The sequence below is a fragment of the Odoribacter sp. genome (assembly GCF_985060555.1).
This window is the reverse complement of record NZ_CFKYFN010000018.1, coordinates 1-23934: the sequence shown is the minus strand read 5'-3', so window position 1 is coordinate 23934 and position 23934 is coordinate 1. Positions and strand designations below refer to the sequence as shown.

At 43.4% G+C, this 23934-nt stretch carries 19 protein-coding genes, 1 rRNA gene and 2 pseudogenes; 7 read left to right on the top strand and 15 right to left on the bottom strand.

The features are described from left to right. The first annotated feature begins 11 nt into the window (after positions 1–11). The gene (locus tag AC5RDS_RS02335; protein WP_013612117.1) at positions 12–3134 is read left to right on the top strand and encodes an efflux RND transporter permease subunit; all 3123 of its coding nucleotides are present in this window, start codon (positions 12–14) and stop codon (positions 3132–3134) included. Between the two features lie 17 nt (positions 3135–3151). Beyond that, the gene (locus tag AC5RDS_RS02330) at positions 3152–4333 is read left to right on the top strand and encodes a TolC family protein (protein WP_272054881.1); all 1182 of its coding nucleotides are present in this window, start codon (positions 3152–3154) and stop codon (positions 4331–4333) included. Between the two features lie 193 nt (positions 4334–4526). On the opposite strand, the gene AC5RDS_RS02325 is transcribed toward AC5RDS_RS02330, so the two are convergent. From AC5RDS_RS02325 to greA, 8 genes are all read right to left on the bottom strand, one after another. Next, on the bottom strand, positions 4527–5159 hold the full coding sequence (locus tag AC5RDS_RS02325; protein ID WP_013612119.1) for an HAD family hydrolase: 633 nt from the start codon (positions 5157–5159) through the stop codon (positions 4527–4529). 24 nt (positions 5160–5183) lie between these two features. Beyond that, complete coding sequence (locus AC5RDS_RS02320) at positions 5184–5681, bottom strand: PaaI family thioesterase (protein ID WP_118104785.1); 498 nt, start codon at positions 5679–5681, stop codon at positions 5184–5186. Between the two features lie 41 nt (positions 5682–5722). Then, positions 5723–6094 (bottom strand): GntR family transcriptional regulator, encoded by a 372-nt coding sequence (locus AC5RDS_RS02315; protein WP_013612121.1) that lies wholly within the window; start codon positions 6092–6094, stop codon positions 5723–5725. Then, entirely contained in the window at positions 6084–6512 is a 429-nt protein-coding gene (locus AC5RDS_RS02310; RefSeq protein ID WP_013612122.1) for a hypothetical protein, read from the bottom strand. Before AC5RDS_RS02310 ends, AC5RDS_RS02315 begins: the two co-directional genes overlap by 11 nt. An 11-nt stretch (positions 6513–6523) precedes the next feature. Beyond that, positions 6524–7462 (bottom strand): hypothetical protein, encoded by a 939-nt coding sequence (locus AC5RDS_RS02305; protein WP_146752579.1) that lies wholly within the window; start codon positions 7460–7462, stop codon positions 6524–6526. Positions 7463–7484: 22 nt separating this feature from the next. Continuing rightward, positions 7485–8309 (bottom strand): ABC transporter ATP-binding protein, encoded by an 825-nt coding sequence (locus tag AC5RDS_RS02300; protein WP_022159830.1) that lies wholly within the window; start codon positions 8307–8309, stop codon positions 7485–7487. Between the two features lie 177 nt (positions 8310–8486). Beyond that, positions 8487–8879: an HIT family protein gene (locus AC5RDS_RS02295; RefSeq protein ID WP_013612125.1), complete on the bottom strand. Its 393-nt coding sequence runs from the start codon at positions 8877–8879 to the stop codon at positions 8487–8489. Between the two features lie 12 nt (positions 8880–8891). After that, on the bottom strand, positions 8892–9368 hold the full coding sequence (greA, locus tag AC5RDS_RS02290) for a transcription elongation factor GreA (RefSeq protein WP_013612126.1): 477 nt from the start codon (positions 9366–9368) through the stop codon (positions 8892–8894). A 466-nt stretch (positions 9369–9834) separates the two neighbouring features. On the opposite strand from greA, the gene rplS reads away from it, so the two are divergent. Together rplS and AC5RDS_RS02280 are read left to right on the top strand one after the other, a co-directional pair. Beyond that, complete coding sequence (gene rplS / locus AC5RDS_RS02285; RefSeq protein ID WP_013612127.1) at positions 9835–10188, top strand: 50S ribosomal protein L19; 354 nt, start codon at positions 9835–9837, stop codon at positions 10186–10188. 128 nt (positions 10189–10316) lie between these two features. After that, positions 10317–12059, top strand: a complete 1743-nt coding sequence (locus AC5RDS_RS02280) for a phospho-sugar mutase (protein ID WP_013612128.1) — start codon at positions 10317–10319, stop codon at positions 12057–12059. A gap of 56 nt (positions 12060–12115) precedes the next feature. Here the strand turns inward: AC5RDS_RS02280 and AC5RDS_RS02275 are convergent, their stop codons facing one another. Further along, positions 12116–13534 (bottom strand): AAA family ATPase, encoded by a 1419-nt coding sequence (locus AC5RDS_RS02275; protein WP_306443888.1) that lies wholly within the window; start codon positions 13532–13534, stop codon positions 12116–12118. A 183-nt stretch (positions 13535–13717) separates the two neighbouring features. On the opposite strand from AC5RDS_RS02275, the gene AC5RDS_RS02270 reads away from it, so the two are divergent. Genes AC5RDS_RS02270 through AC5RDS_RS02260 form a run of 3 tightly spaced genes read left to right on the top strand, consistent with a single transcriptional unit; the run spans position 13718 to position 15735 of the window. Then, positions 13718–14362: a hypothetical protein gene (locus tag AC5RDS_RS02270; RefSeq protein ID WP_118108378.1), complete on the top strand. Its 645-nt coding sequence runs from the start codon at positions 13718–13720 to the stop codon at positions 14360–14362. Positions 14363–14371: 9 nt separating this feature from the next. Continuing rightward, a complete protein-coding gene (locus AC5RDS_RS02265; protein ID WP_118122261.1) occupies positions 14372–15211 on the top strand; it encodes a DUF3822 family protein in 840 nt (279 codons plus the stop codon). Beyond that, on the top strand, positions 15202–15735 hold the full coding sequence (locus tag AC5RDS_RS02260; protein ID WP_013612132.1) for an RsmD family RNA methyltransferase: 534 nt from the start codon (positions 15202–15204) through the stop codon (positions 15733–15735). Before AC5RDS_RS02265 ends, AC5RDS_RS02260 begins: the two co-directional genes overlap by 10 nt. A gap of 69 nt (positions 15736–15804) precedes the next feature. Here the strand turns inward: AC5RDS_RS02260 and gcvP are convergent, their stop codons facing one another. The 6 genes and pseudogenes from gcvP to rrf form a co-directional block, all read right to left on the bottom strand. Beyond that, on the bottom strand, positions 15805–18690 hold the full coding sequence (gcvP, locus tag AC5RDS_RS02255) for an aminomethyl-transferring glycine dehydrogenase (RefSeq protein ID WP_013612133.1): 2886 nt from the start codon (positions 18688–18690) through the stop codon (positions 15805–15807). A gap of 487 nt (positions 18691–19177) precedes the next feature. After that, positions 19178–19812 (bottom strand): annotated as a pseudogene (locus AC5RDS_RS02250) (Rid family hydrolase); the annotation flags it as partial. 82 nt (positions 19813–19894) lie between these two features. Continuing rightward, positions 19895–20062, bottom strand: a pseudogene (locus AC5RDS_RS02245) (phospho-2-dehydro-3-deoxyheptonate aldolase); the annotation flags it as partial. Positions 20063–20227: 165 nt separating this feature from the next. Beyond that, positions 20228–21994: an ABC transporter ATP-binding protein gene (locus tag AC5RDS_RS02240; RefSeq protein WP_493711290.1), complete on the bottom strand. Its 1767-nt coding sequence runs from the start codon at positions 21992–21994 to the stop codon at positions 20228–20230. A 2-nt stretch (positions 21995–21996) separates the two neighbouring features. Further along, complete coding sequence (locus AC5RDS_RS02235; protein ID WP_013612136.1) at positions 21997–23721, bottom strand: ABC transporter ATP-binding protein; 1725 nt, start codon at positions 23719–23721, stop codon at positions 21997–21999. A 115-nt stretch (positions 23722–23836) separates the two neighbouring features. After that, positions 23837–23934 (bottom strand): 5S ribosomal RNA (gene rrf / locus AC5RDS_RS02230); the annotation flags it as partial.

Sequence of the window (23934 nt, the reverse complement as noted above, 5' to 3'; positions counted from 1 at the left end):
ATGGAGTAACTATGCTAAATAAAATCATACAATATTCATTACACAACCGTTTGTTGGTAATGATCGCAGCAGTAGCCCTGCTGATTTGGGGAAGCATTACAGCCCACAACATGGAAGTGGATGTTTTTCCAGACCTGAATGCTCCGACCGTAGTGGTGATGACCGAAGCTCAAGGGATGGCACCGGAAGAAGTAGAACGGCTGGTGACCTTCCCGGTGGAAACCGCTGTCAACGGAGCCACCGACGTCAGACGTGTACGTTCGTCTTCTACCACAGGTTTCTCGGTCGTATGGGTTGAATTCGAATGGGGTACGAATATTTATACAGCCCGGCAGATTGTATCGGAAAAGCTGGCAACCCTGGGAGAAGCACTTCCTGATAATGTCGGTACTCCCACCCTGGGCCCCCAATCTTCGATCCTGGGTGAAATGATGATTATCGGTCTGACTGCCGACAGTACTTCTTTACAGGATTTACGTACAATAGCCGATTGGACCATCCGACCGCGCTTACTCTCGACCGGAGGAGTTGCCCAAGTGGCCGTTATCGGAGGCGACATCAAAGAGTATCAGATATTGCTCGATCCGGCCCGTATGAAGTATTACAATATCGGATTGGACGAGGTCCTGCCGGTAGTAGAAAATATGAACCAAAATGCCACCGGAGGTATCCTTTACGAATACGGAAATGAATATATCATACAGGGAGTTATGGCAACCACCCGGGTCGAGGAAATAGGTAAAGCCGTCATTAAAACCGTCGACGATTTTCCTATCACATTGGCTGATATTGCAAACGTTCAGATCGGAGCTAAAACACCTAAATTAGGAGTTGCTTCAGAAAAAGGTAAACCGGCAGTGCTGGTTACCGTCACCAAACAACCCGGCACCAACACCCTCGAACTAACCGACAAACTGGATGCCTCTATCCAGGAACTTCGTAAAACTTTACCGGAAGACGTCGAGGTTTCGACAGACATTTTCAGGCAATCCCGTTTTATCAACAGTTCGATCCACAACATCCAGGAAGCTTTACTGGAAGGAGCTGTTTTTGTGATTGTGGTGTTGTTCTTTTTCCTGATGAATTTCCGGACCACGATCATTTCCCTCGTCGCTCTTCCTTTGTCTATGTTGATGGCAATCCTGGTGATGCATGCTTTGGGGTTGACAATCAATACTATGAGTTTAGGAGGTTTGGCTATTGCTATCGGCTCGTTGGTCGACGATGCGATTGTGGATGTGGAAAATGTATATAAACGCTTACGCGAAAACCGATTCAAACCCGCCACAGAACGACGCCCGACCATCGAAATTGTTTTCGAAGGTTCGAAAGAAGTCCGGATGCCTATCCTGAACTCTACGTTGATCATCGTGGCTTGTTTTCTTCCTTTATTTTTCCTTTCGGGCATGGAAGGCAGAATGCTGATACCGCTGGGTATTGCTTTCGTTGTCGCCCTGTTTGCTTCGACCGTCATCGCTTTGACACTGACTCCGGTATTATGTAGTTATATGCTGACTACCGAAAAAGCATTGAAAAAAAGCGAAAAGGAGCCATTTATCTCCCGCAGCTTAAAAAAGGTATACCGAAAATCGTTAAACTGGGCACTGCATTACAAAAAAATAGTGATCGGTACAGCTGCCACCCTACTGGTTTTATCGCTGATCATCCTATTCAGTTTAGGACGTAGCTTCTTGCCTCCTTTCAACGAAGGTTCGCTGACCATCAATATCAGTACCATGCCGGGTATCTCACTTGAAGAGTCGGACCGTATGGGTGGATTAGCCGAAAAGATTCTCCTGGGGATTCCGGAAATTCAAACTGTGGCACGTAAGACAGGACGTGCCGAGCTAGATGAACATGCACTGGGAGTAAATACCTCCGAAATCGAAGCACCTTTCGAGTTACAAGACCGGGACAGAGATGAATTTCTGGCTGATGTACGAAAACAATTGGGTGAACTGAAAGGGGCCAATATCGAAATCGGTCAACCGATCTCCCACCGTATCGACGCCATGCTTTCCGGAACGAAAGCCAACATTGCGATCAAACTATTCGGTAATGACCTGAATAAACTGTATAGCTTGGGAAGTGAAATCAAAAATTCTATACAAGGAATCGACGGTATTGCGGACCTGACTCTGGAACAACAGATCGAACGTCCTCAGTTACAGATTCTTCCTAAACGGGACATGTTGGCCAGGTATGGTATTACTCTACCGGAATTTTCCGAATTTATCAATGTCGCTCTGGCCGGGAAAGTAGTTTCACAAGTGAATGAAGGTGGAAAAATCTTCGACCTGACCATTAAAGTAGCCGACCATGACCGGGATAGCATGGAAGAAATCGGTGAACTCATGCTGGATGCCGATGGACGTAAAGTGCCCCTGCATTATGTAGCGGAAGTACTTCCCCTATCCGGGCCCAACACCATCAGCCGGGAGAATGTACAACGTAAGATCGTCGTTTCTGCCAATGTTGCCGGCAGGGATTTGAAAGGCGTAGTCAACGATATCCAAAAAACAGTAGACGAACAAATCTCTCTACCGGAAGGTTATCACATCGAGTATGGCGGACAGTTCGAAAGTGAAGCAGCTGCTTCCCGAACTTTATTCCTGACTTCCCTGATCTCCATCCTACTGATATTCTTGATTTTGTATCATGAATTCCGGAGTTTACCTTTATCCGGTATCATCATGTTGAATCTGCCCTTAGCCATCATCGGAGGAGTGATCAGTATCTGGTTTACCTCAGGGGTAATCAGTATCCCTTCTATCATCGGATTCATTTCCCTATTCGGTATCGCTACCCGTAACGGAATACTACTGGTATCCCACTACAATCATTTACGGGAAGAAGGTCTGAATCTGAGGGAAAGTATTATTCAAGGTTCTTTGGACCGGCTCAATCCGATTCTGATGACAGCCTTAACCTCTGCACTGGCTTTAATTCCGCTGGCTGTGGGTGGGGATCTTCCGGGAAATGAAATCCAAAGCCCTATGGCACAGGTGATATTAGGAGGATTATTAAGCTCCACTCTGCTAAACGGATTTGTAGTCCCTATCGTATATTTTCTGTTGAACCGGAAAAAAGAAGCATCAATAGTAACCCCTCAGGAGATACAAGCCGATTTATAAATTTACAATTCATCATTATGAAAAAATACATATACATCCTTTGCCTGTCTCTGATCGTCACTCTCCCTGTATTTTCCCAATCGGGAATCAAGGAAGTGCTTAAAAATATCGAGGTAAACAATCCCACCTTACAAGCAGGCATGCAACTAAACCAAGCACAAAAGCTGGAAGCACGGACGGGGATTTTTTTACCCAACCCGACAGTCGAATTAAATCAATTGTGGGCCGACCGTAGTGTAGGCGGAAATGCCAACGAATTAGCCGTCGTACAGAGTTTCGACTTCCCTACGGTCTATGCCAATAAAAACAAATTGGCCAAATTGAAATCTGCAACTTCCGATCTCCAATATGCAGCCACCCGTCAGGAGATCTTACTGACAGCACAACAGACCTGCCAGGAAATCATATACTTACGCAAACAAAAACAGTTATTGGACCAACGGCTGAAAAATGCGGAAAAACTAGCAGAATTGTATCGTCAACGTTTTGCGAATGGTGATGCCAACCGATTAGAATACAACAAAATTCAATTAGAAAAGATTAATGCCAATAATGCCAGCCGACTCAATAACTCGGCTTTGCGGGCTCAATTGGAGAAATTACAGGCACTGAACGGTGGCCACCCCCTCGATTTCGAAGTAACGGACTACCCACAGACTCAGGTTCTACCGGACTATTCCAGTCTGGAATCGGAGTATCTGGCCGCTGATCCCACATTAAAAAGTCTACGCAGCGAATCCGAATCCGCCCAACGGGAGATCAAAGTAAACCGGGCCCTGACTTTACCTAAATTCGATCTGGGTTACCGTCGTAACGGGGGTAGTGAATCAAAGATGAACGGTTTCAAAATCGGCCTTTCGATTCCGCTTTGGGAAAATAGAAACACGGTTAAACAAGCAAAAGCACAAGCCGAATATACGGTTACCAATATCTTAGCCAATCAACAGACCCTGAAAGCTACCCTCCGGGAACTATACCTGCAAGCCGAAGCTTTGGCAAACTCCCGGAATGAATATGCAGAGGCTCTTTCCAGCCAACGGACCGACGAATTACTCAATAAGGCTCTCGAAACCGGGCAGATATCCATGATCGATTATTTTGTAGAGATTACTCTGCTTTACGATAGTATGCAAAACTATTTGGATGTAGAAAAAGAATATCAGAATGCAGTGGCCCAACTATTACAATATCAATTGTAATAAGTTTTAAAGTCCCCCAACCTGCCGGCGCGTTTTTACAGCCACGAGTGCTGCTGTAAAAACGCGCCGGCAGAGTTCAAAAAACTTTAGGAAGCAATTACTCCAGATTTTAATAATTACAGGGGGCACAAAAGTTGCAAGAAATTCAGCATCAAGGCAATTACCGCTATACGGCTATCCCCCTAATAACTCATCAAACACAGGTCAGCAATTCCCTCATCCGATGAATGACAGGAGCTTTTTTCTGCAGGCGTTCTTCATTGTTATGCCCTCCTGCAAATAAGATACAATCGAACCCCAAAGCGTCGGCCACCTCGGCATCGTGAATAGTATCTCCAACCATCAGGGTGTCTTCGGGTACAATCGGACAAGTCTGTAACATTTGCTGTCCCCGTTCGATCTTGCCGGCCGCATAAATATCATTCGCCCCACAAGCGCGGTCAAAACGGGAATCGATCTGAAAATGCCGGAGCATCTGTTGCAACAAATCTTCCCGAAGAGCAGACAGGACATACTGTTTTACACCGGTTTGCTGTATGCCTGCCAGCACCTCTCTTACTCCTTCGTTCAATCCCACTTCGCCGGCATATTTATCATAGGTCTCGACAAAATCGACAGACAGTTCATGAAAAGATTCTTTCTCCATATCGAATCCGACCCGATCATAAAAGTCTATGACCGGAAAACCGAATTTTTCTTTATAATCTTCTACAGAAAGCAATGGCAAACCTCTTCTCCCGAGCATATCGTTCAACGTATTCACACCGACTTTCACATCATTCAATAAAGTACCGTTCCAATCCCACACGACATTTTTATACTTCATAAATTTATCTTTAATCCCTATTATTTATTCCTCTTCTTCTACAGGCTTATAAAAAGCTTCCGCTCCAGGCCAATCCAATTTTTTCCGCGCCACTTCTTCCGGGTAAATCATATACACCACATCAGCCTCGGTCGCCAACTCATTTTTTTCATTGAAAAGCTCCACGTGAGCGGTCACCAACCGTCTTGCCACTTCGGTCACCTTGGCTCTCAACCAAATTTCTCCCTGATCTGTCCGGACAGGCCGTCGGTATTTCACCTGCATTTCTGTTGTCACACCAGCTGTTTTTTCATGAGAAAAGATTGCCCAACTGGCAATCTCATCGATCAGTGTCGCCTGTATCCCTCCATGCAAAACATGAAAAAAGCCCTGATAATTCTCCGAGGGCACCCAATGGCAGGTGATATATTCACCTTCATCCACAAACTTACATTTCAGTCCATACGGATTTGTCGGCGAACAACCGAAACAATTGTATCCCTCCAAATCCGCATAGGCATTATACATTTTCCGTTTTTCCATTTTACGTTCCGATTATCGAACCGTAAAATTAACGCATTTTTCTAAGAATTGTTGCCTGCTTTATATTTTTCATACTCGACCACGACCAATTCGATCGGAATAGCCAATAAACTCATTCGCCGGAAGATATCGGGCAGTTCCGTCCCGACAAACTCTTCACGTCTGGATTCAGTAATCTGCTTCGAAGCTCCTTCTGTCACAAAAAAGCCGACTCCCCGCTTGTTACAAATGATCTCCCGGGCCTGCAAATAGTCGTAGGCACGCATCACAGTATTCGGATTTACCTCCAATTGTACCCCCAATTCACGAACAGACGGAATCCGTTCCTGAGCTTTCCATTTACCTGTGACAATGTGATCACAAACCAAATCCACAATCTGCAAATAAATCGCCTGCGTCTCCTTAAAGTCCATAATCAGTAATATTGTCTTTAACCTTTGACTTTGAGATACACACCTTCGGTGCATTCAATGTATCCACTTTTACACCGGGAGATACCCATAACTGACATATCACACCCGAATATTCCTCGGGGCCACTTACATATAAAGTGTCTCCGGCCACCCGAAAACCAGTAACCTGCCGGAACGGTATCACACCGGTTATTTTAAATCCCTGCTTTACCTTTTCCGGCGACTCAATCACCCTGACTGCCATATCTGTATTATAGATCACAACGTTACTTACCGGCTGTTTATACAATTTTTCGATATAAGCCCCGGCTTTTTCCATCTCCTGATCACTTGGATTTTTTAAGTTATAAAAAATGATAAATCCCAAAATCACCGGTAAAATATAAAGGACTGCTAAAATTAAATCATATTTTTTCATTGTCTTTTCAATTATTGAACTTGTTTCGTTTTCAATTTTATCCAAATTACTGCCTGATAGGTCAGTGGGAAAATATAGAACACCAGTAACCAGCGGAAAGAAGGTAAATCTGGCAAGACTTCTCCTCCGTAAAAACTCAACTCATCGGGTTTCATTTGTGGCTCTGCCCCGAACAACTTATTCCCCAACCAGACGGAAACGGCTACCAAGGCCAATAAAAATATCACATGAACCAAAAAAGTCAATATAAAAGGATGCTTCCGGAAAGTGACCGATCCCCACATGCCTACCGACATTACATATAAAAACCAAATGACAACCATATTCACTACAATGCCATTGGTCAGCTTTCCATAGTTCAGTTCTTTCTGGTCATACGAAATATTCATCAGGTACCCACCCTCCGAAAAGTCGAACACATTCCCGATTTCGGTATGAACCACTTCCTGTCCGGGAGTCATGGCAGGGACCTGATTCCCGAAACTCCCGCTTACATACTCCAATCGATTGAGTCCTGTAAATTTATAACTATTCGTAACCGAAGCCAAAGCATAAAACATCAACAAATAAACGACAAGTAATACGACCGTGGAATTCAGGAAAGCCAGCACATATTTTTCAAAGACAGAAGCCGGTAACAACAGCGTATTCAATATTTTATCTTTTACAACAAAATCACGCAAAGAATGCAGAGCGACAACCAAAGCAAACAATCCATATAGTCCCCAGAACAGCTGACGATATACCCCTTTGTAATATTGAATAAAATCAGATACCTCCGCCGGATTTTCTACTTGCGTGTATTCCCTCAGAAAAGGATTAAATTTACACAAACACAAAAAAGTGATTATTCCTATGATCCCTAGGAAAATAATTCCTAACCTCCTATTTTCCCGGTAATACTTCCGGGCCAATGCTCCAAAACGCCGGTATTCAAATACTTCATTCATAGCTATCATTTTATACATTTTCCTATTTCAAAACTTTTTCAATCTCCGCCGGATGTTCCAAAACCGCATTAAAAAACAATTCCATATCCAGTTTGCTATCTTCCTGCTGTAAGTTGGGTACCATTCCCCAGCGGCCTCTTAAAGATTCTTCGGCAAATAAAGCCGTTTCTCCCTCTCTCAGCTGCCTGAACACAAAATGATCCGTAATCTGTTCTACCGTTGTATTGACCAAGATCCGGCTCTTCTCGATAATGACCAAAGCATCGATCAAATTTTCCAGATCCCGGACCTGATGAGTAGAAATCACAACACAACGTTCCTCTGAAGCCACCGACGCAATCAATCGCCTGAACTGACTTTTTGAAGGGATATCCAATCCATTGGTTGGTTCGTCCATCATCAACAACCGGGTATTACAAGCTATCCCCAGACTGATCAAAGCCTTCTTACGCTGTCCATAAGACATTTGTCCCATTTTATCCGATTCGGATACTTCAAAAATTTCCATGGCATGGAACAATAATTCTTCGTCAAACTTCGGATAAAACCGACAGATCAAAGGGAAATAATCTTTCATCTTCATATCCGGCAAACAGATTTCTTCAGGAATGAAAAAAATATCGGATAAAAAAGAAGGTTTCCTCAACCGGGGAATAGCATCACACACCTCTATCCGGCCTCGCAAAGGAAACAATAAACCACCGATCAATTTTAATAAAGTAGTCTTACCGGCTCCATTCTTTCCAAGCAGGCCATAAATATGCCCCCCGGTCAATGAAAGATTCAATCCGGAAAAAACTTCCCGTTTTTTTTGATAACCAAAATCCAAGTTTTCAATATAAATCATCTTTTCAATATTAAGATTGATAAATTTTCATAGTGTATTAATATACTAATACACTACAAAAGTAGATATAATAATCAGAAAAACAAATTCTGAAGAAAAAAAAACGGTCAAAATAACTCTTCGTTACTTTGACCGTTTCCTCTATCGTCAGTCAGCCTTCTCAGGCCGGATTCATAATCACATATTCGTAGCGATCGATTCGGCACAAGCTTTCATTTCCTCAGCCGGAAATTGCTTTTTAGGATTACAAAAATTCATATCGTCCCCTCCGTTGAGAGGCACCAGATGAACATGTGCATGCGGGACATCCAAACCCAATACAGCCACACCGACCCGTTGGCAAGGAATGGTTTTACCAATAGCCCTGGCGACCTTCTTGGCAAACACCATTAGCCCGGCTAACTCTTCATCCGAAAGATCGAACAGGTAATCGGTTTCTTTTTTAGGAATCACAAGCGTATGTCCCTTTTGCAAAGGATTAATATCGAGAAAAGCATAATAATACTCATCCTCAGCTACTTTATAAGAAGGAATTTCTCCTTTCACGATTTTAGAAAAAATTGAAGCCATACAAATCGCATTTTACAGACTGATATCCATAATTTCGAACTCCATTTCACCGGCAGGTACCTTCACCATCACTTTATCTCCTAATTTCTTTCCGACCAAAGCCTGTGCAATCGGTGTATGGATAGATAACTTCCCTTCCTTGAAATTTGCTTCAGTTTCAGAAACCAGAGTATAAGTCATTGTTGCTCCGGTTTTCGTATTTTTGATCGTCACCTTATTCAACATCTGTACTTTAGATGTATCGATCTGTGACTCATCGATCACCCGACAGGTCGCGATGGTATCTTTCAGTTGGGCTATTTTTGCTTCCAAAAGCCCCTGGGCATCTTTGGCTGCATCATATTCTGCATTTTCTGAAATATCGCCTTTTTCGATAGCTTCTCCAATAGCCTTGGAAATTTTCGGACGTTCTACATTCTGCAATCTTTCCAATTCCTCCTGTAGTTTCTTCAATCCCTCTTTTGTTACATAAGACACTTTGTTGCTCATAACCGTTTATTTAACATTTATTTTATACATAAAAAAATAAATGACACTTATCCTCCAATAAGTGCCTTTATTAAAAAGAATTCCTGTTGATACTAGGAATCCTCACCTCCGATTACAAAGATATGACCTTTTTTCGGAATAAAAAATTTTTTCAGCAAAATTATACAAACGTTTCCACCTCAGAATTTCTTCGTTTCGCCCCTAATCTCACTCTTTATCAATATTTTCTCTTTCAATACCCTTCAAAATACCGGCTTGTTTTCAGACCAGCCTTGTAAATAACCGGATAGATAGTTCCTCTTTTATACATAAACTTTTCAGAAGTTATAAAATAAAAAGGGAATCATTTGCATATAAAAATAACTTTTCCTACATTTGCACCTCGATAAAAACGTACACAGTCTCTTATACGAAAGACTCCGTGATAATACTGTGTCCGATAAATGGATTTTTAAAATTTGAAATAATGGATTTAATTAAAGTTGCAGAACAGGCATTTGCCGCTGAGAACCCAGTAGAGCATCCTTCATTCAACACAGGTGACACAGTAAGCGTTCACTACAAAATTGTCGAAGGAAATAAAGAGCGTATCCAGGTATTCCGTGGTGTAGTTATCCAGGTCAAAGGAACCGGAAGCACTAAAACTTTCACTGTTCGTAAAATGTCAGGAAATGTCGGTGTTGAAAGAATTTTCCCGATAGAATCACCGTTTATCAAAGAAATCGAAGTAAACAAAGTCGGAAAAGTAAGACGTGCCCGGATTTATTATTTCCGTAATCTTACCGGTAAGAAAGCCAAAATCAAAGAAAAGAGATCTTAAAGATCAAGTTAAAAATAAAAAAGCTCTGCGTTGCAGGGCTTTTTTTATTTCCTATCTTTGTCAAATCTTTAAGGAATATTTTATCGTATCAACAAAGACAGAATCATCACAACAATAAAAAATACATTATGGAGAATACTGAAATTATTCAAAAAGCCAGAGCCAAAGCCGAAATGTGGCTGAACGATGCCTACGACAAAGCTACCCGTACAGAAGTAGAACGCCTGTTGAATGCCAGTGACCCGACCGAATTGATCGACTCATTTTACAACGATCTGGAATTCGGTACCGGTGGGTTACGCGGAATTATGGGTGTGGGGAGCAACCGGATGAATATTTATACGGTAGGTGCCGCTACCCAAGGTTTCGCCAATTATATTAACCGGCTGTTCCCGGGAGAAAATAATTCAGTATGTATAGGCCACGATTGCCGCCATCATTCGCGGGAATATGCAGAAACGACTGCAGCGATTTTTTCAGCCAACGGCATTACAGCTTATCTTTTCGAATCGCTGCGTCCGACACCGGAAATGTCGTTTGCTATCCGTGAATTGGGATGTAAAGGAGGAGTCATCATTACCGCTTCACACAACCCGAAAGAATATAACGGTTATAAGGCTTACTGGAATGATGGTTCACAGTTAGTTCCCCCTCACGATAAAAATGTGATCGACGAAGTAAAAAAAGTGAAGGTCACCGATATTAAGTTCACGGCTGTCCCGGATAAAATCAAGACTCTTGGCGAAGACTTTGACCAGAAATTCCTGAATACAGTAAAAACCCTGAGTTTATCTCCGGAAGCCATTCAACATCAGCACGACTTGAAAATTGTTTTTACTCCCTTACATGGTACCACTTATAAATTAGTGCCTGCTTCTTTACGTAATTGGGGGTTCACCAATATCACCACTATCCCGGAACAGATGATTACCGACGGTGATTTTCCAACCGTAGCTTCTGCAAATCCGGAAGAACCGGCAGCCTTCAAGATGGCATTGGATAAAGCCCGGGAGATCGATGCCGACCTGGCTATGGCTTGTGATCCGGACGGTGACCGTATCGGTATCGCTGTTAAAGACGACCGGGGCGAGTGGATTCTACTCAACGGCAACCAGACCAACATTATTTTTACCTGGTATATCATCCAGCGCAGGAAAGCATTAGGCCTACTCAAAGGCAACGAGTATACTGGTAAAACGATCGTTACTTCCGAGCTGATTAAAGATATCGCCGAGAAGAACGGGATTCCCTGTTACGATGTATACACCGGTTTCAAATGGATCGCCGATATGATCCGTAAAAAGGGAGCTGAAGGTTACATCGGAGCCGGTGAAGAATCGTTCGGTTTCATGCCAGGTTCTTTTACCCGGGATAAAGATGCCGTATCTTCGACCTCTTTGATGGCAGAAATTGCTGCCTGGGCAAAAGATCAGGGGAAAACTTTGTTCGGTATTCTCGAATCGATCTATGCTGAATATGGTTTCTCACAAGAAAAAATGGTTTATATTGTACGCAAAGGCCTGACCGGAGCTCAGGAAATCAAAGATATGATGAACAACCTCCGGCACAACACCCCGAAAACGATCAATAACAGTGAAATCATCATCAAAAAAGATTATGCAACATTACAGGAAATCAATCTGAAAACCGGAGAAACAAAAACCATGGATTTTCCAACCACCAGTGACGTACTTCAATTCTTCCTGGCCGACGGTTGCAAAATCTCCGTTCGTCCTTCCGGTACCGAACCCAAAATAAAATTCTATTTCGAAGCCCGTGCCACGATGAAAAATGTAAACGATTTTCATAAAGCCCAAGCTGAAGCTTTAGCTAAAATCGATGCAATGATGGCCGATCTGAAAATAAACTAATACCCGGCAGGCTAATGTACCGCACTGTGTATACAGACCGGTACATTAGCCTATTTTCAAATCGGTATTTCGAAGAACTCTTCTTTAAAATTGACGAAATATACCCTTTCCTGTGCCCGGGTAATCGCCGTATACAACCAACGCCAATACTCATCATTCAGCATCTCCTCCGGCAACCACCCCTGATCGATAAACACGGCATCCCATTGTCCCCCCTGAGCTTTATGACAGGTAACGGCATAAGCGAATTTCAGTTGTAAGGCATTGTAATATTCATTTTCCCGGATTTTTTCAAATCGTTTCTTTTTAGAAGGGATATCGGCATAATCGGCTTCTACAGCCTGATAAAATATACGGTTTTGTTCATACGTCATCGCCGGATAATCGGACATCAGGGTATCCAGCATAACCCAAGCCGTCACCTCTTCTTCATACCCATCTATCTTCAGTGTAGCATTTACAAAATGATGACCATAAAGCTCTACTCTTCTGCCGGCCCGTTGTACGGTAGCCATATCTCCATTGGCAATAAAATCGATTTTTTCATAATCAGCTCCCCAGAAATAATTGTTTTTTACGATCATAATCCGGTCTCCACTACAAAAATCCTCTTCCCGGTATAAGATCGTGCGGCGTATTCCTTCATTAAACCGATTGGCCCGTTTATTCGAACGACAAACGACAATCGTTTCTTCTTCCCCGAACCGCCCGTAACAGGAATCTATTTCTTCCAGAAGTTCCCCACCACCGATCTTAAAAACATCGGGAAATTTTCCGATCCTGAGCCGCAGATTTTCCGATCCGATTCCGATCAGACTCCGTACCTGTGTGGCATTGTATAAAATACCCGACTGTTCTGCCTGCCGCATAATATCGGTCAAAGCCACCTCGGTCACCTTGAAATTATAAGCAGCTTCCAGTTCCCGTCTGTCCAAGGCCGGACTAATATCCAGGCCTACAGGGGGTAACTGAGCCACATCCCCGATCAGTATCAAACGGTTATTCCGTCCATTATATATATACTGTATCAAATCGTCCAACAAACAACCACTCCCGAAATTACCTTCCCCATCGGCATTTGAAATCATCGAAGCCTCATCGACAAAAAACAAGGTGTCAGCACCGGCATTAAATCCCAGATTAAACAAGCCTTCTCCATCGGTCGAAGACTTTTGACGATAAATCTTTTTGTGGATCGTAAAAGCCGCTTGTCCGGCATAACCGGCAAAAACCTTCGCCGCCCGACCGGTCGGGGCCAGCAAAACGACTTTATACTCAAGGCTTACCAAAGCATTCACAATAGCAGCGACCAATGAAGTCTTTCCCGTACCGGCATATCCTTTCAACAGAAAAATCCCTTCTTCTTCCCGGGCAAAGAAAAAACGGATAAAATGCTCAACAGCGATCTGTTGGGTCGGAGAAAAATCATAACCGAATTTCTTCCGGATAATATCTTCAAAATGTTTTTGGATCATCATGAAATTTAATAGAAGATTATGCCTTTAATCTAAATTTTTTCCTAAATTTGCGAGCAATATTAAGATTTTGTGCTGCGTTGACAACGTTTGAATTGCGGGGATAAAGATACGAAATTAGGATCAACCTCACAGGTCTGATGAAAATTTATGCATTAATATCATACAAAAATAACGTTAAATATGAAAAAGCTTATTATTCAGATTATCCTTGCCGGAATTATTATTTTTCTTGGCTATAAATGCTACGAAAGTATTAAGATTCCTCAACAATTTAAAGTGATAAAAGAACAGAGATATGCGAGAATTGCCGATCGTCTGAAAGATATCCGTACAGCTCAGGAAGCTTATAAAGGAGTATATGGGAAATATACCGGTAGTTTTGACACTCTGATCAATTTCATCAAATACGACTCGGTAAAAGTTGTTCGTTCAATCGGTTCGTTGAGCGACGAAGACCTGGAAAAAGGAATTACCGAAGCTCAGGCTATCAAAGAAGGGCGGATTGTTCGTGACACTGTAAAACAAGGCGTTTTAGAAACCATTTTCAATAAAGATTACCCGATCGACGATCTCCGTTATGTGCCTTTCACGAAACGGAAATATCAATTCAATATGGGTGCCTCTTCTATGTTTACCGATTCAGGAGTAGAAGTCCCTCTTTTCCAGGCTTGGATTTCCAATACCTATATCTTTGAAGACATCGAAGATCAATACAAAGACGAAATCCTTCAGGAAAACGGTGAAAGAAAAAGGTTGAAGAAATATCCGGGGCTGAAAGTCGGTGACCTGAAAGAAGCGAATAATAACGTAGGTAACTGGGAATAATGTAGTTGCATGCAGAACGTATATTATATTGACAGTAATTTCATAAAAGAAAATTCTTCACAATATATTTTGTCCATCCGTTACTCGACGGATGGACTTTCATTTTGTGTCCACAATCATAATCACCAGCTTTTGGTGTTTTTTTTCCAGCCTTACCAGTTGGATAGCCAGGATGCCGTCATTGCCAAGGTAAAAAAAATCATGGTGGAAGATGAACTATTGAATTTAAAATATAAAAAAGTATATATTCTACCTTGCCAAAAAGAAAAAATCCTGTTGCCCGCCCATGTGTTCAATAAGAATACCTTGGGAGATATGTACCGGATCTGCCTGCAACCTCAGAAAAACGATATCTTATTATACCGGAAAATCAAAGCGATCGAAAGTTACCTGGTCGAAGTACTCCCACGTAGTTTCGTCAATTTTCTGAGCTCCCGTTATGCTTCGCTGTGTATCGTCAATAATGCTTATGCTTTTATCATTCAAGCTATCGAAAGCATTCAATTCAATACCAATCATCTATTTATCGACATACACGATCGGTATTTCGATTTATTATTGACTCAGAACAACGAGGTACTGTTGTTCAATTCTTTTGATTACGGTTCGGTGACTGACCTGATTTATTACACCCTGAATTGTCTGCAACAATGTCATATCGATAAAGAGAACGTGCATACCTCCTTATCGGGCAATCTGGTCAACGATCCGAATTTACTGACGTTCATGAATAAATACATCCCGAATGTATCTATCCTGAATTGCGCCCCATTGTCCCAGCTCGTACGGAATAATGAATTGAATAATTCCAGTTTTATCCACTTGCTAAATATCCACAAATGCGAATAATCAGTGGTTCTCACCGAGGACGGCAGATTTTTCCCGACAAGAGTTTCAGTGCCCGTCCGACGACCGATTTTGCCAAAGAAAATTTGTTTAATGTACTGACCAATTATATGGACCTGGAAGATATTTCCGCCCTTGATCTATTCTCAGGTACCGGCAGTATCAGTTATGAATTTGCTTCCCGTGGTGCCCGGGAGATTGTCTCCATCGAACAGAATTACAAACATTATATGTTCATCAGGCGGACTGCAAAGGAATTGGGTTTTAAGCACATAAAAATCTATAAAACCGATGTCTTTATCGCTTGCAAAAAATTAAAAGGACGGAAATTCGACCTGATTTTCGCCGACCCTCCCTATAAGTTGGATAAAATCGACGATATCCCTGCCGCAATCTTCGATAATGAATTGTTAGCCGAAAATGGGATTGCTATTATAGAACATCCGGCCAACACCGACTTTTCCAGTCACCCCCGTTTTTCAGAACACCGGCAATACGGCAGCGTGAACTTTTCGTTATTCAGATAGGTTGTTTCGCAAAAAAATCCCGGGATTCGGCTTCAACCGTCCCGGGATTAAAATATGATCGACCGATCTTTAATTTTCGTCGTTCACATAATCGTAAAGCGGATCGCAGGTACACATCAGGTTGCGGTCGCCATACCCATCGTCTACGCGTCCTACTTGAGGCCAGAACTTATTCTCAGCCACCCAAGGCAGCGGATAAGCCGCTTTACTACGCGGATAAGTGTGAGTCCACTCGTCAGCTGTCAGAACCTTATGCGTATGCGGAGCATTCTTCAGTACATTATCGGTTTTATCTGCTTTTCCTTCGGCTACCTCACACATTTCCTCGCGGATTGTCTTCAGTGCTTCGATAAAACGATCCAGTTCTTCTTTCGGTTCACTTTCAGTCGGTTCCACCATCAAAGTACCATGTACCGGGAACGACAGGGTCGGTGCATGGAAACCGAAGTCCATCAACCGTTTAGCAATATCGAGCTCGGAAATACCATATTCTTTATTGAAAGCGCTGCAATCCCAGATCATTTCATGCCCTACGCGTCCCTGTTTGCCTTTGAACAAAATTTTAAAGCCGAGCTTTTCAAATGAAGAAGCCAGATAGTTCGCATTCAGGATAGCCATTTCAGTTACGTGCTTCAAACCTTCTGCTCCGAGCATCAACAGATAGCCATAGGTCACAGGCAGCATGCTCACCGAGCCATAAGGAGCGGCTGACACAGCATGTATTCCTTGTTCTCCGCCAGTCTTCACCACAGCATGTGAAGGTAAGAAATCTACCAGGTGTTTAGCCACACAGATCGGACCGACACCCGGGCCACCACCACCGTGAGGCATAGCAAACGTCTTATGCAAATTTAAATGGCAAGCGTCGGCGCCGATAAATCCGGGACTTGTCAAACCACATTGACCGTTCATATTCGCTCCGTCCATAAAGACCTGTCCACCGTTATCATGAATAATCTTCACCAGTTCCCGGATTGATTCTTCAAAAATACCATGGGTAGAAGGATAAGTAATCATAGCCCCGAACAGATTGTCTTTATTCGCTTCCGCTTTAGCCCGAAAATCTTCGACATCGATATTTCCTTCTGGATCGGTAGCCGTTACGATAATCTGCAAACCGGCCATAGCACTGGAAGCCGGATTCGTACCATGAGCGGAGGCGGGGATCAACATCACCTTCCGGTGACCTTCTCCACGGGAAATATGATATTGACGTAATACCATCAGAGCGGTATATTCACCGGCAGCACCGGAATTCGGCATCAGGCTGCAACCTGCAAATCCGGTCACTTTTTCCAGCATTTGTTCCGTCTCACGGATCATTTGCTGATACCCTTCCGCCTGATCAAACGGAACAAAAGGATGCATACCTCCGAATTCAGGCCAGGTGATCGGCATCATCTCTACAGCGGCATTCAATTTCATCGTACAAGAGCCCAAAGAAATCATAGAGGTCGCCAAAGAGATATCCCGGCGTTCCAGATTCTTCATATAACGCATCATGGCCGTCTCGGAATGATAGATATTGAATACCGGCTGAGCCATAAACTCATCCTCCCGCAACATGTCAGGATCGAGTACGGTGCAATCGTCCAGGAAAGTCACTTTCTCAGCTTTCTTCCCAGCAGCTTCGGCAAAAATACCGATGATCTCATTGATTTCAGCTTCACTGATCTTCTCGTCGGTCGATAATCCGACAGTCGTTCCGCAAGCACAATAGAACAGATTGATCTGATGTTCCAAAGCTACTTCCCGAATCATTTCCTGAGTCACTCCCTGCGGCAGCACGAAACGGATCGTATCGAAGAATTTTCCTTCCTTCAGCTGATAGCCGTATTTACTAATTTCTTCCGCCAGAATAACAGCAGCCGAATGGATATGCCGTGCTATCCGCTGTAAACCTTCCCGACCGTGCCATGCACCGTAGAAACCAGCCATCGTAGCATTCAATGCCTTGGCTGTACAGATATTTGAAGATGCTTTTTCACGTTTGATATGTTGTTCACGGGTTTGCAAAGCCAGACGCAATGCTTTATTTCCTTGAGCATCGATCGTTACACCGATAATACGTCCCGGAATATTCCGTTTGTATTCTTCCTTAGTAGCCATGTAGGCAGCATGAGGCCCACCGTATCCCATCGGGATACCGAACCGCTGCGAAGTACCGACAACCACATCGGCCCCCCACTCTCCGGGAGGAGTCAATAATACCAAACTCATCAAATCGGCGGCAACAGTCAAAAGAGAACCATTGGCATGTACCCGATCGGCAAAAGCTCTGTAATCCCGGATCGCACCGTTAGCAGCAGGATATTGTACTAAAGCTCCGAATATTTCCGGAGTAAATTCAAAAGTATCGTAATCTCCGTAAACCAGTTCGATTCCCTGAGGAGCAGAACGTGTGACTAATACATCTTTAATCTGAGGGAATACTTTATTATCTACAAACAACTTGTTTGCTCCGGCTTTCTTCATTTCCTTTCCCCGCAGAGCATACATCATAGTCATTGCTTCTGCCGCAGCAGTCGCTTCATCCAGCAGAGAACAGTTGGTGATCTCCATAGCTGTCAGTTCGATAATCATGGTCTGATAGTTCAGCAAAGCTTCCAGACGTCCCTGGGATACTTCGGCCTGATAAGGAGTATAAGAAGTATACCAAGCCGGATTTTCCAATATATTCCGGATAATAACAGCCGGAGAAATGGTATCGTAATATCCTTGTCCTATAAACGAACGATATAGTTTATTCTTAGCAGCGACAGCCCGTATCCGAGCTAAAAACTCATCTTCAGTCAAAGGAGCAGGCAAATCCAACAGTTCCTGTAAACGGATGGATGCCGGTACTGTTTGTTCTATCAATTCGTCGACAGACTTCACTCCGATCACCTTCAACATCTCCTCTACATCTTCCGGACGTGGGCCGACATGTCTTCCTAAAAATTGTTCTTTAGCCATTGTTATATCATTAAAATTAATTGAAAACGTTTTCAAAATTAAAGGCGTGTAAAATTAAAGATATTCCGGCATATCTAATCTATATTTCCCGGAAAATTTTCAAACATTCCCTTCCTCCTGTCTTTTCTGAAAATCAGGCCTCCCAATTCAGTACAATTGTGGAAAAATTCTACAATTGTAGAAAATATCCTTTTACATTGTAGAAAAATTCTACACATCTCTATTTTTTCAAGAAAACGGTCATCCACTGATAACCAATAACTTAAATCACAAACCTCAATTATGGCACACTAATCGTTATATCATAAAACGAATGGCATAAGCTGAACCCAGAGTTCCTTTCCTTTTTCAACTTGCTGCCCTTTTCAAAAAATACACCAATTCTTTCGGAAATTCCGACATTCATATAACACAACACTTTACTCTGGGTTCTGGCCGCCTTTCATTTCTCGCTCCGGTTTTTCCAACCATGAAATGCACAATTCGTTTATAGATTCCTGAATTCCGGATTTCCTCCTGCTTTAATCGCAATACATTCTGTTTCGATCAACCATCCGGGGCGACATACGGGAGCCAGAACAATCACTTTAGGAACATCGGGAAATTGTTGTTCCATTAAATCCCGGACAATCGGATAATCGGCGATATCCCGCAGATAAACGATCATTTTGGCCAGATCGGCTAAACTACTTCCAGCCTCTTTCAACAAAGCTTCGATATTAAGTAACATCCTGCGCGTCTGCCCCGCAATATTCCCTGGATAAACAACTTCCCCCCGATTGTCGATACTCGCTGTACCAGAAATAAAGATATGCTTACGATCACCGTATTCCACTGCCGTTCCCCGTTCGAAAGTCACCCCATATTCATAAGTAGGATTCAGATACTCCGGGGCATGCAAAAAACGAATCTGCTCTGCCTGCAAGCCATCCACAGCATAAGCATCCAATAACACCAAACTACGGGAATCGGCAATCTGTCCCTGAATACCGGTACTAGCCAGATAGTGTGTTTTCTCGGTCAATCCCAAACGTACAAATTCTTCTTTTCTTCCTTTTACCACTCCGGCATAATTCACATCGACATCACGGACAAAAAACAGGTCCGGATGCATTGATCCGCAAAAAAGAGGTAATCCCGGGATAGCCACCTGCATACTTAATTCCTGCAGTACCCGTTGTAACCACCGCAAGCCTGATTCTCCCACCCCTTCGAAATGATGAGCCCTTGAACGGGGTTTCCAAATCCCTCCCCGCAGTGTCTGTATCCCTATCTTCTTCAGGCCACGCGCTGTTGCGAACAATTGCTCTTCAGACTCAACACTACAAGGCCCTGCGACAATCTGAATTGCTTTCTCATTCCATAAAAACATAGCTTCAAAATTTTGAAGCAAAAACACATTCCTATAAAAGATGTAAAAATACCTAATATTACTGAAATATTTCCAAAAAATGCCTAATTCTGGGGATGCTATACCCTCAAAAGTTTTCCGCTCCCCGGACAGGAACCAAGGAATTTCACACATAAAAATTGATAATCAACGGAATTGTTCTTGATTTAAAGAAAAATATTTTCCCTTCATCCGAAGCAACTCTTCATGGGTACCCCGCTCGACGATCTGCCCGCGTTCAAGCACCAAAATCATATCGGCATTACGGATAGTAGAAAGACGATGGGCGATGATCAGACTGGTACGCCCCTGCATCAATTGGTCTAATCCTTTTTGTATCAGGATCTCACTTCTGGTATCGATATTACTGGTTGCTTCATCCAATAGTAAAATGGCAGGATCGGCCACTGCCGCCCGGGCAATGTTCAGCAACTGTCGTTGTCCCTGGCTCAAATTAGCACCATCATTCTCCAGTAAAGTATCGTAACCATGAGGCAACCGCTTAATAAATGAATGAGCCGCAGTCAGTTTAGCCGCCTCAATGACCTCTTCGTCGGTGGCTTCCAAACGGCCGAAGCGGATATTTTCCCGTACCGTACCTGTAAACAGATGGGTATCCTGTAAGACAATAGCCATCGAGCGCCGAAGACTATTCCGGTGTATGCAACGAATCTCCTGCCGGTCTATACGGATTTCTCCTGACCGGATATCGAAAAATCGGGGTAACATACTGAGTATCGTCGTTTTACCGGCTCCGGTAGCTCCAACCAAAGCAATCTTACGCCCGGCTGCCGCCTGAAAAGAAATGCCTTTCAGAATCATTTTTTCCGGTCGGTAGCCGAACCAAACTTCCTTCATAACCACCTCTCCCTTCACCTTCTCCAGATTCACGGTCTCCGGTAAATCGGGAGCTTCCGGTTGTTCGTCGATCACCTCGAATATTCGTTCAGCTCCAGCCAAAGCTGCCTGGATGCTATTATAAAGACTCGCCAGCTCGTTGATAGGACGTCCGAACTGTCTGGAATATTGCAAAAATGCTGCCAAACCTCCCACATCAAAACCCCGGAATATAGCTAACAAAGCCCCCACAATAGTGATCAGCACATAGTTCAAGGTACTCAAATTTTGCATCACAGGCATCATCAAGCCCGAATAGAACTGCGCTTTCAGTGATTTTCCCTTCAGATCCTGGTTCAGTTCCTCGAAATCTGAGATCGCCTTCTGTTCGTGCCCGAACACTTTTACTACCTTCTGCCCGCTAATCATCTCCTCGATATATCCGTTTATCGAACCCAAAGATGCCTGTTGTGCCTTAAAATATTGCCGACTTTTACGAACAATTCCCCGGGCACTCCAAAACATCAGTGGGACAGTAACCAAAGTGACCAAGGTCAAGATCGGGCTGATGACCAACATCAGACAAAAAATACCCACTACGGTCAAAGCACTCGACAACATATCCGACAAGCTATCCGTCAAAGCATCACTAATCCGGTCCATATCGTTGGTATAGCGACTCATCAAATCACCATGCTGGTGGGTATCGAAATACCCCACCGGCAGCTGTTCCATCTTCCGAAACAAATCTTCGCGCATCCGGGCCACAGTCCGCTGCCCGATCTTATTCAGCAAGCGGTATTCCACATAAACAGCAAACACTCCGGTCAGATATACCCCGATAAGTATCCCCAACATCTTACCCAACCCCAGGAAATCTCCGGGAATAATATAGCGATTGATAATCGGACGGAGCAGATAAGAACCTCCCAGATTAGCGGCAATATTCAGCACGATCAAAACGCCGATGACAGACAATAACAGCCGATCGCATACCAGATAAGAAGTCAGCCGGAACAGAGTTTGTCTTCCCGCTTTAGGCTTAGCTTGATATTTCAGGTGATCTCCGTGTGCCATAACTAATTTAAAATTTGCTGTGAGTTATAAATCTCCTGATATATCCGGGAGGTCGCCATCAATTCATCCGGTGTACCGATAGCCTCAACTTCACCGTCTTCCAATACGATTACCCGATCGGCAGACTGCATTGTATTGATCCGTTGTGTTATAATCAGTACAGTAGTATCTTTCAGCAAACAATTGAGATTATTCCTGATCCGGAGTTCTGTTTCCGAATCCACAGCACTCGTACTATCGTCCAAAATCAAAATCTTAGGTTTCCTCAGCAGAGCCCGGGCAATGCAAAGACGTTGTTTCTGTCCTCCCGAAAGATTGATTCCTCCGCGTCCTAATATCGTCTGGTACCCTTCGGCGAGTGTCAGAATAAAATCATGTACCTGAGCCACCCGGCAGGCCTCTTCGGCTTCTTCCAGAGTAGCATCCGGTTTTCCCCATCTCAGATTTTCCAATATGGTTCCTGTAAACAATTCATTCTTTTGTAATACCATACCGATACGGGCATGTAACTCTTTCAGATGATAATCCTTCACAGGTACACCATCGATGCGAAGTTCTCCCCCCGTAACATCATAAAGTCGGGGAATCAGCTGCACCATCGAACTCTTAGCCGCCCCGGTAGCCCCGACAACAGCAACTGTCTCCGCCGGCCGGATATGAAAGTTTACATTCCGTAAGACATCGTTTTCTCCATTACCATACCGGAAGCTAACATTCACAAACTCCACTTCCCCCCGTTTTATTTTATACCGGTCCGCCAAGCCTTCGGGCGTATTCGCCAAAGAAGGTGTAGTATTCAAGACCTCCATAATCCGGCGTGAAGAAGCCGAAGCACGGGCAGATGCCATGATAAACATCGACAACAACATCAGCGACATCAACACCTGTGCCAGGTAATTCACAAATGAAATCAACTCTCCGATCTGCAATTCCCCTTCCATCACCTTATATCCGCCTACCCACAAAATAGCGATTACCGACAAATTCATCACCAACTGCATCACCGGAAAAATCGCAACAATAATATTCGAAGCCCGGATCACCATATCCCTCAGTTCCTCACTGCTACGTACAAATTTTCGTGCTTCGAAGTCTTCTCTTACAAACGATTTTACCACCCGAATATTAATCAGGTTTTCCCGAACCACACCATTCAGCTGATCAATTTTCTGCTGCACTTTTAAAAAATAAGGAAATCCCTTTCTCAGAATCACAAAAACAGCGATACTCAACGCCGGAATCGAAGCCATCAAGGTAAGAGCTAACTGCTTATTGATCTGTACAACAAAAAATATGGCCATCACCAACATAAACGGTGAACGCAACATCATCCGCATCGACATCAGCACTACCTGCTGTATCCGTGCTATATCATTCGTCAGGCGGGTAATCAATGAGGAGGTACTGAAATGATCGAGATCAAAAAAAGACAAACGCTGGATTTTTTCGAACAGAGCCCCTCGTAAATCCGTACCGAAACCGATAGAAGTACGCGAAGCGATATAGACATTCACCACACTAAAGCCCAATCCCGATAAGGAGATAAGAATCATATACACTCCTTTCTCTGCAATCAGTGACAAATCGCGCTTCATCACTCCTTGATCGACTATTTCGGCCATATACATGGGCTGTATCGTTTCACACCATACAGTAATCAATACAAGGATAGGGCAAAGAGCCAGACTTATCTTATATTTTCGGAGTATATGCCAATATCTGCGCATGTCATCCAATTTTTTCCATAACTTCATTAAAAATACAACGAATGTAAGGAAATATTGGTTTAGTCAGTATAATCAGATAAAAAAAAGCGAGTCACTTTCGTAACTCGCTTTCACAATTCGGCGCCAACCTACTCTCCCACCATAAGGCAGTACCATCGGCACTCAGGGGCTTAACTTCTCTGTTCGGAATGGAAAGAGGTGGATCCCCCCGGT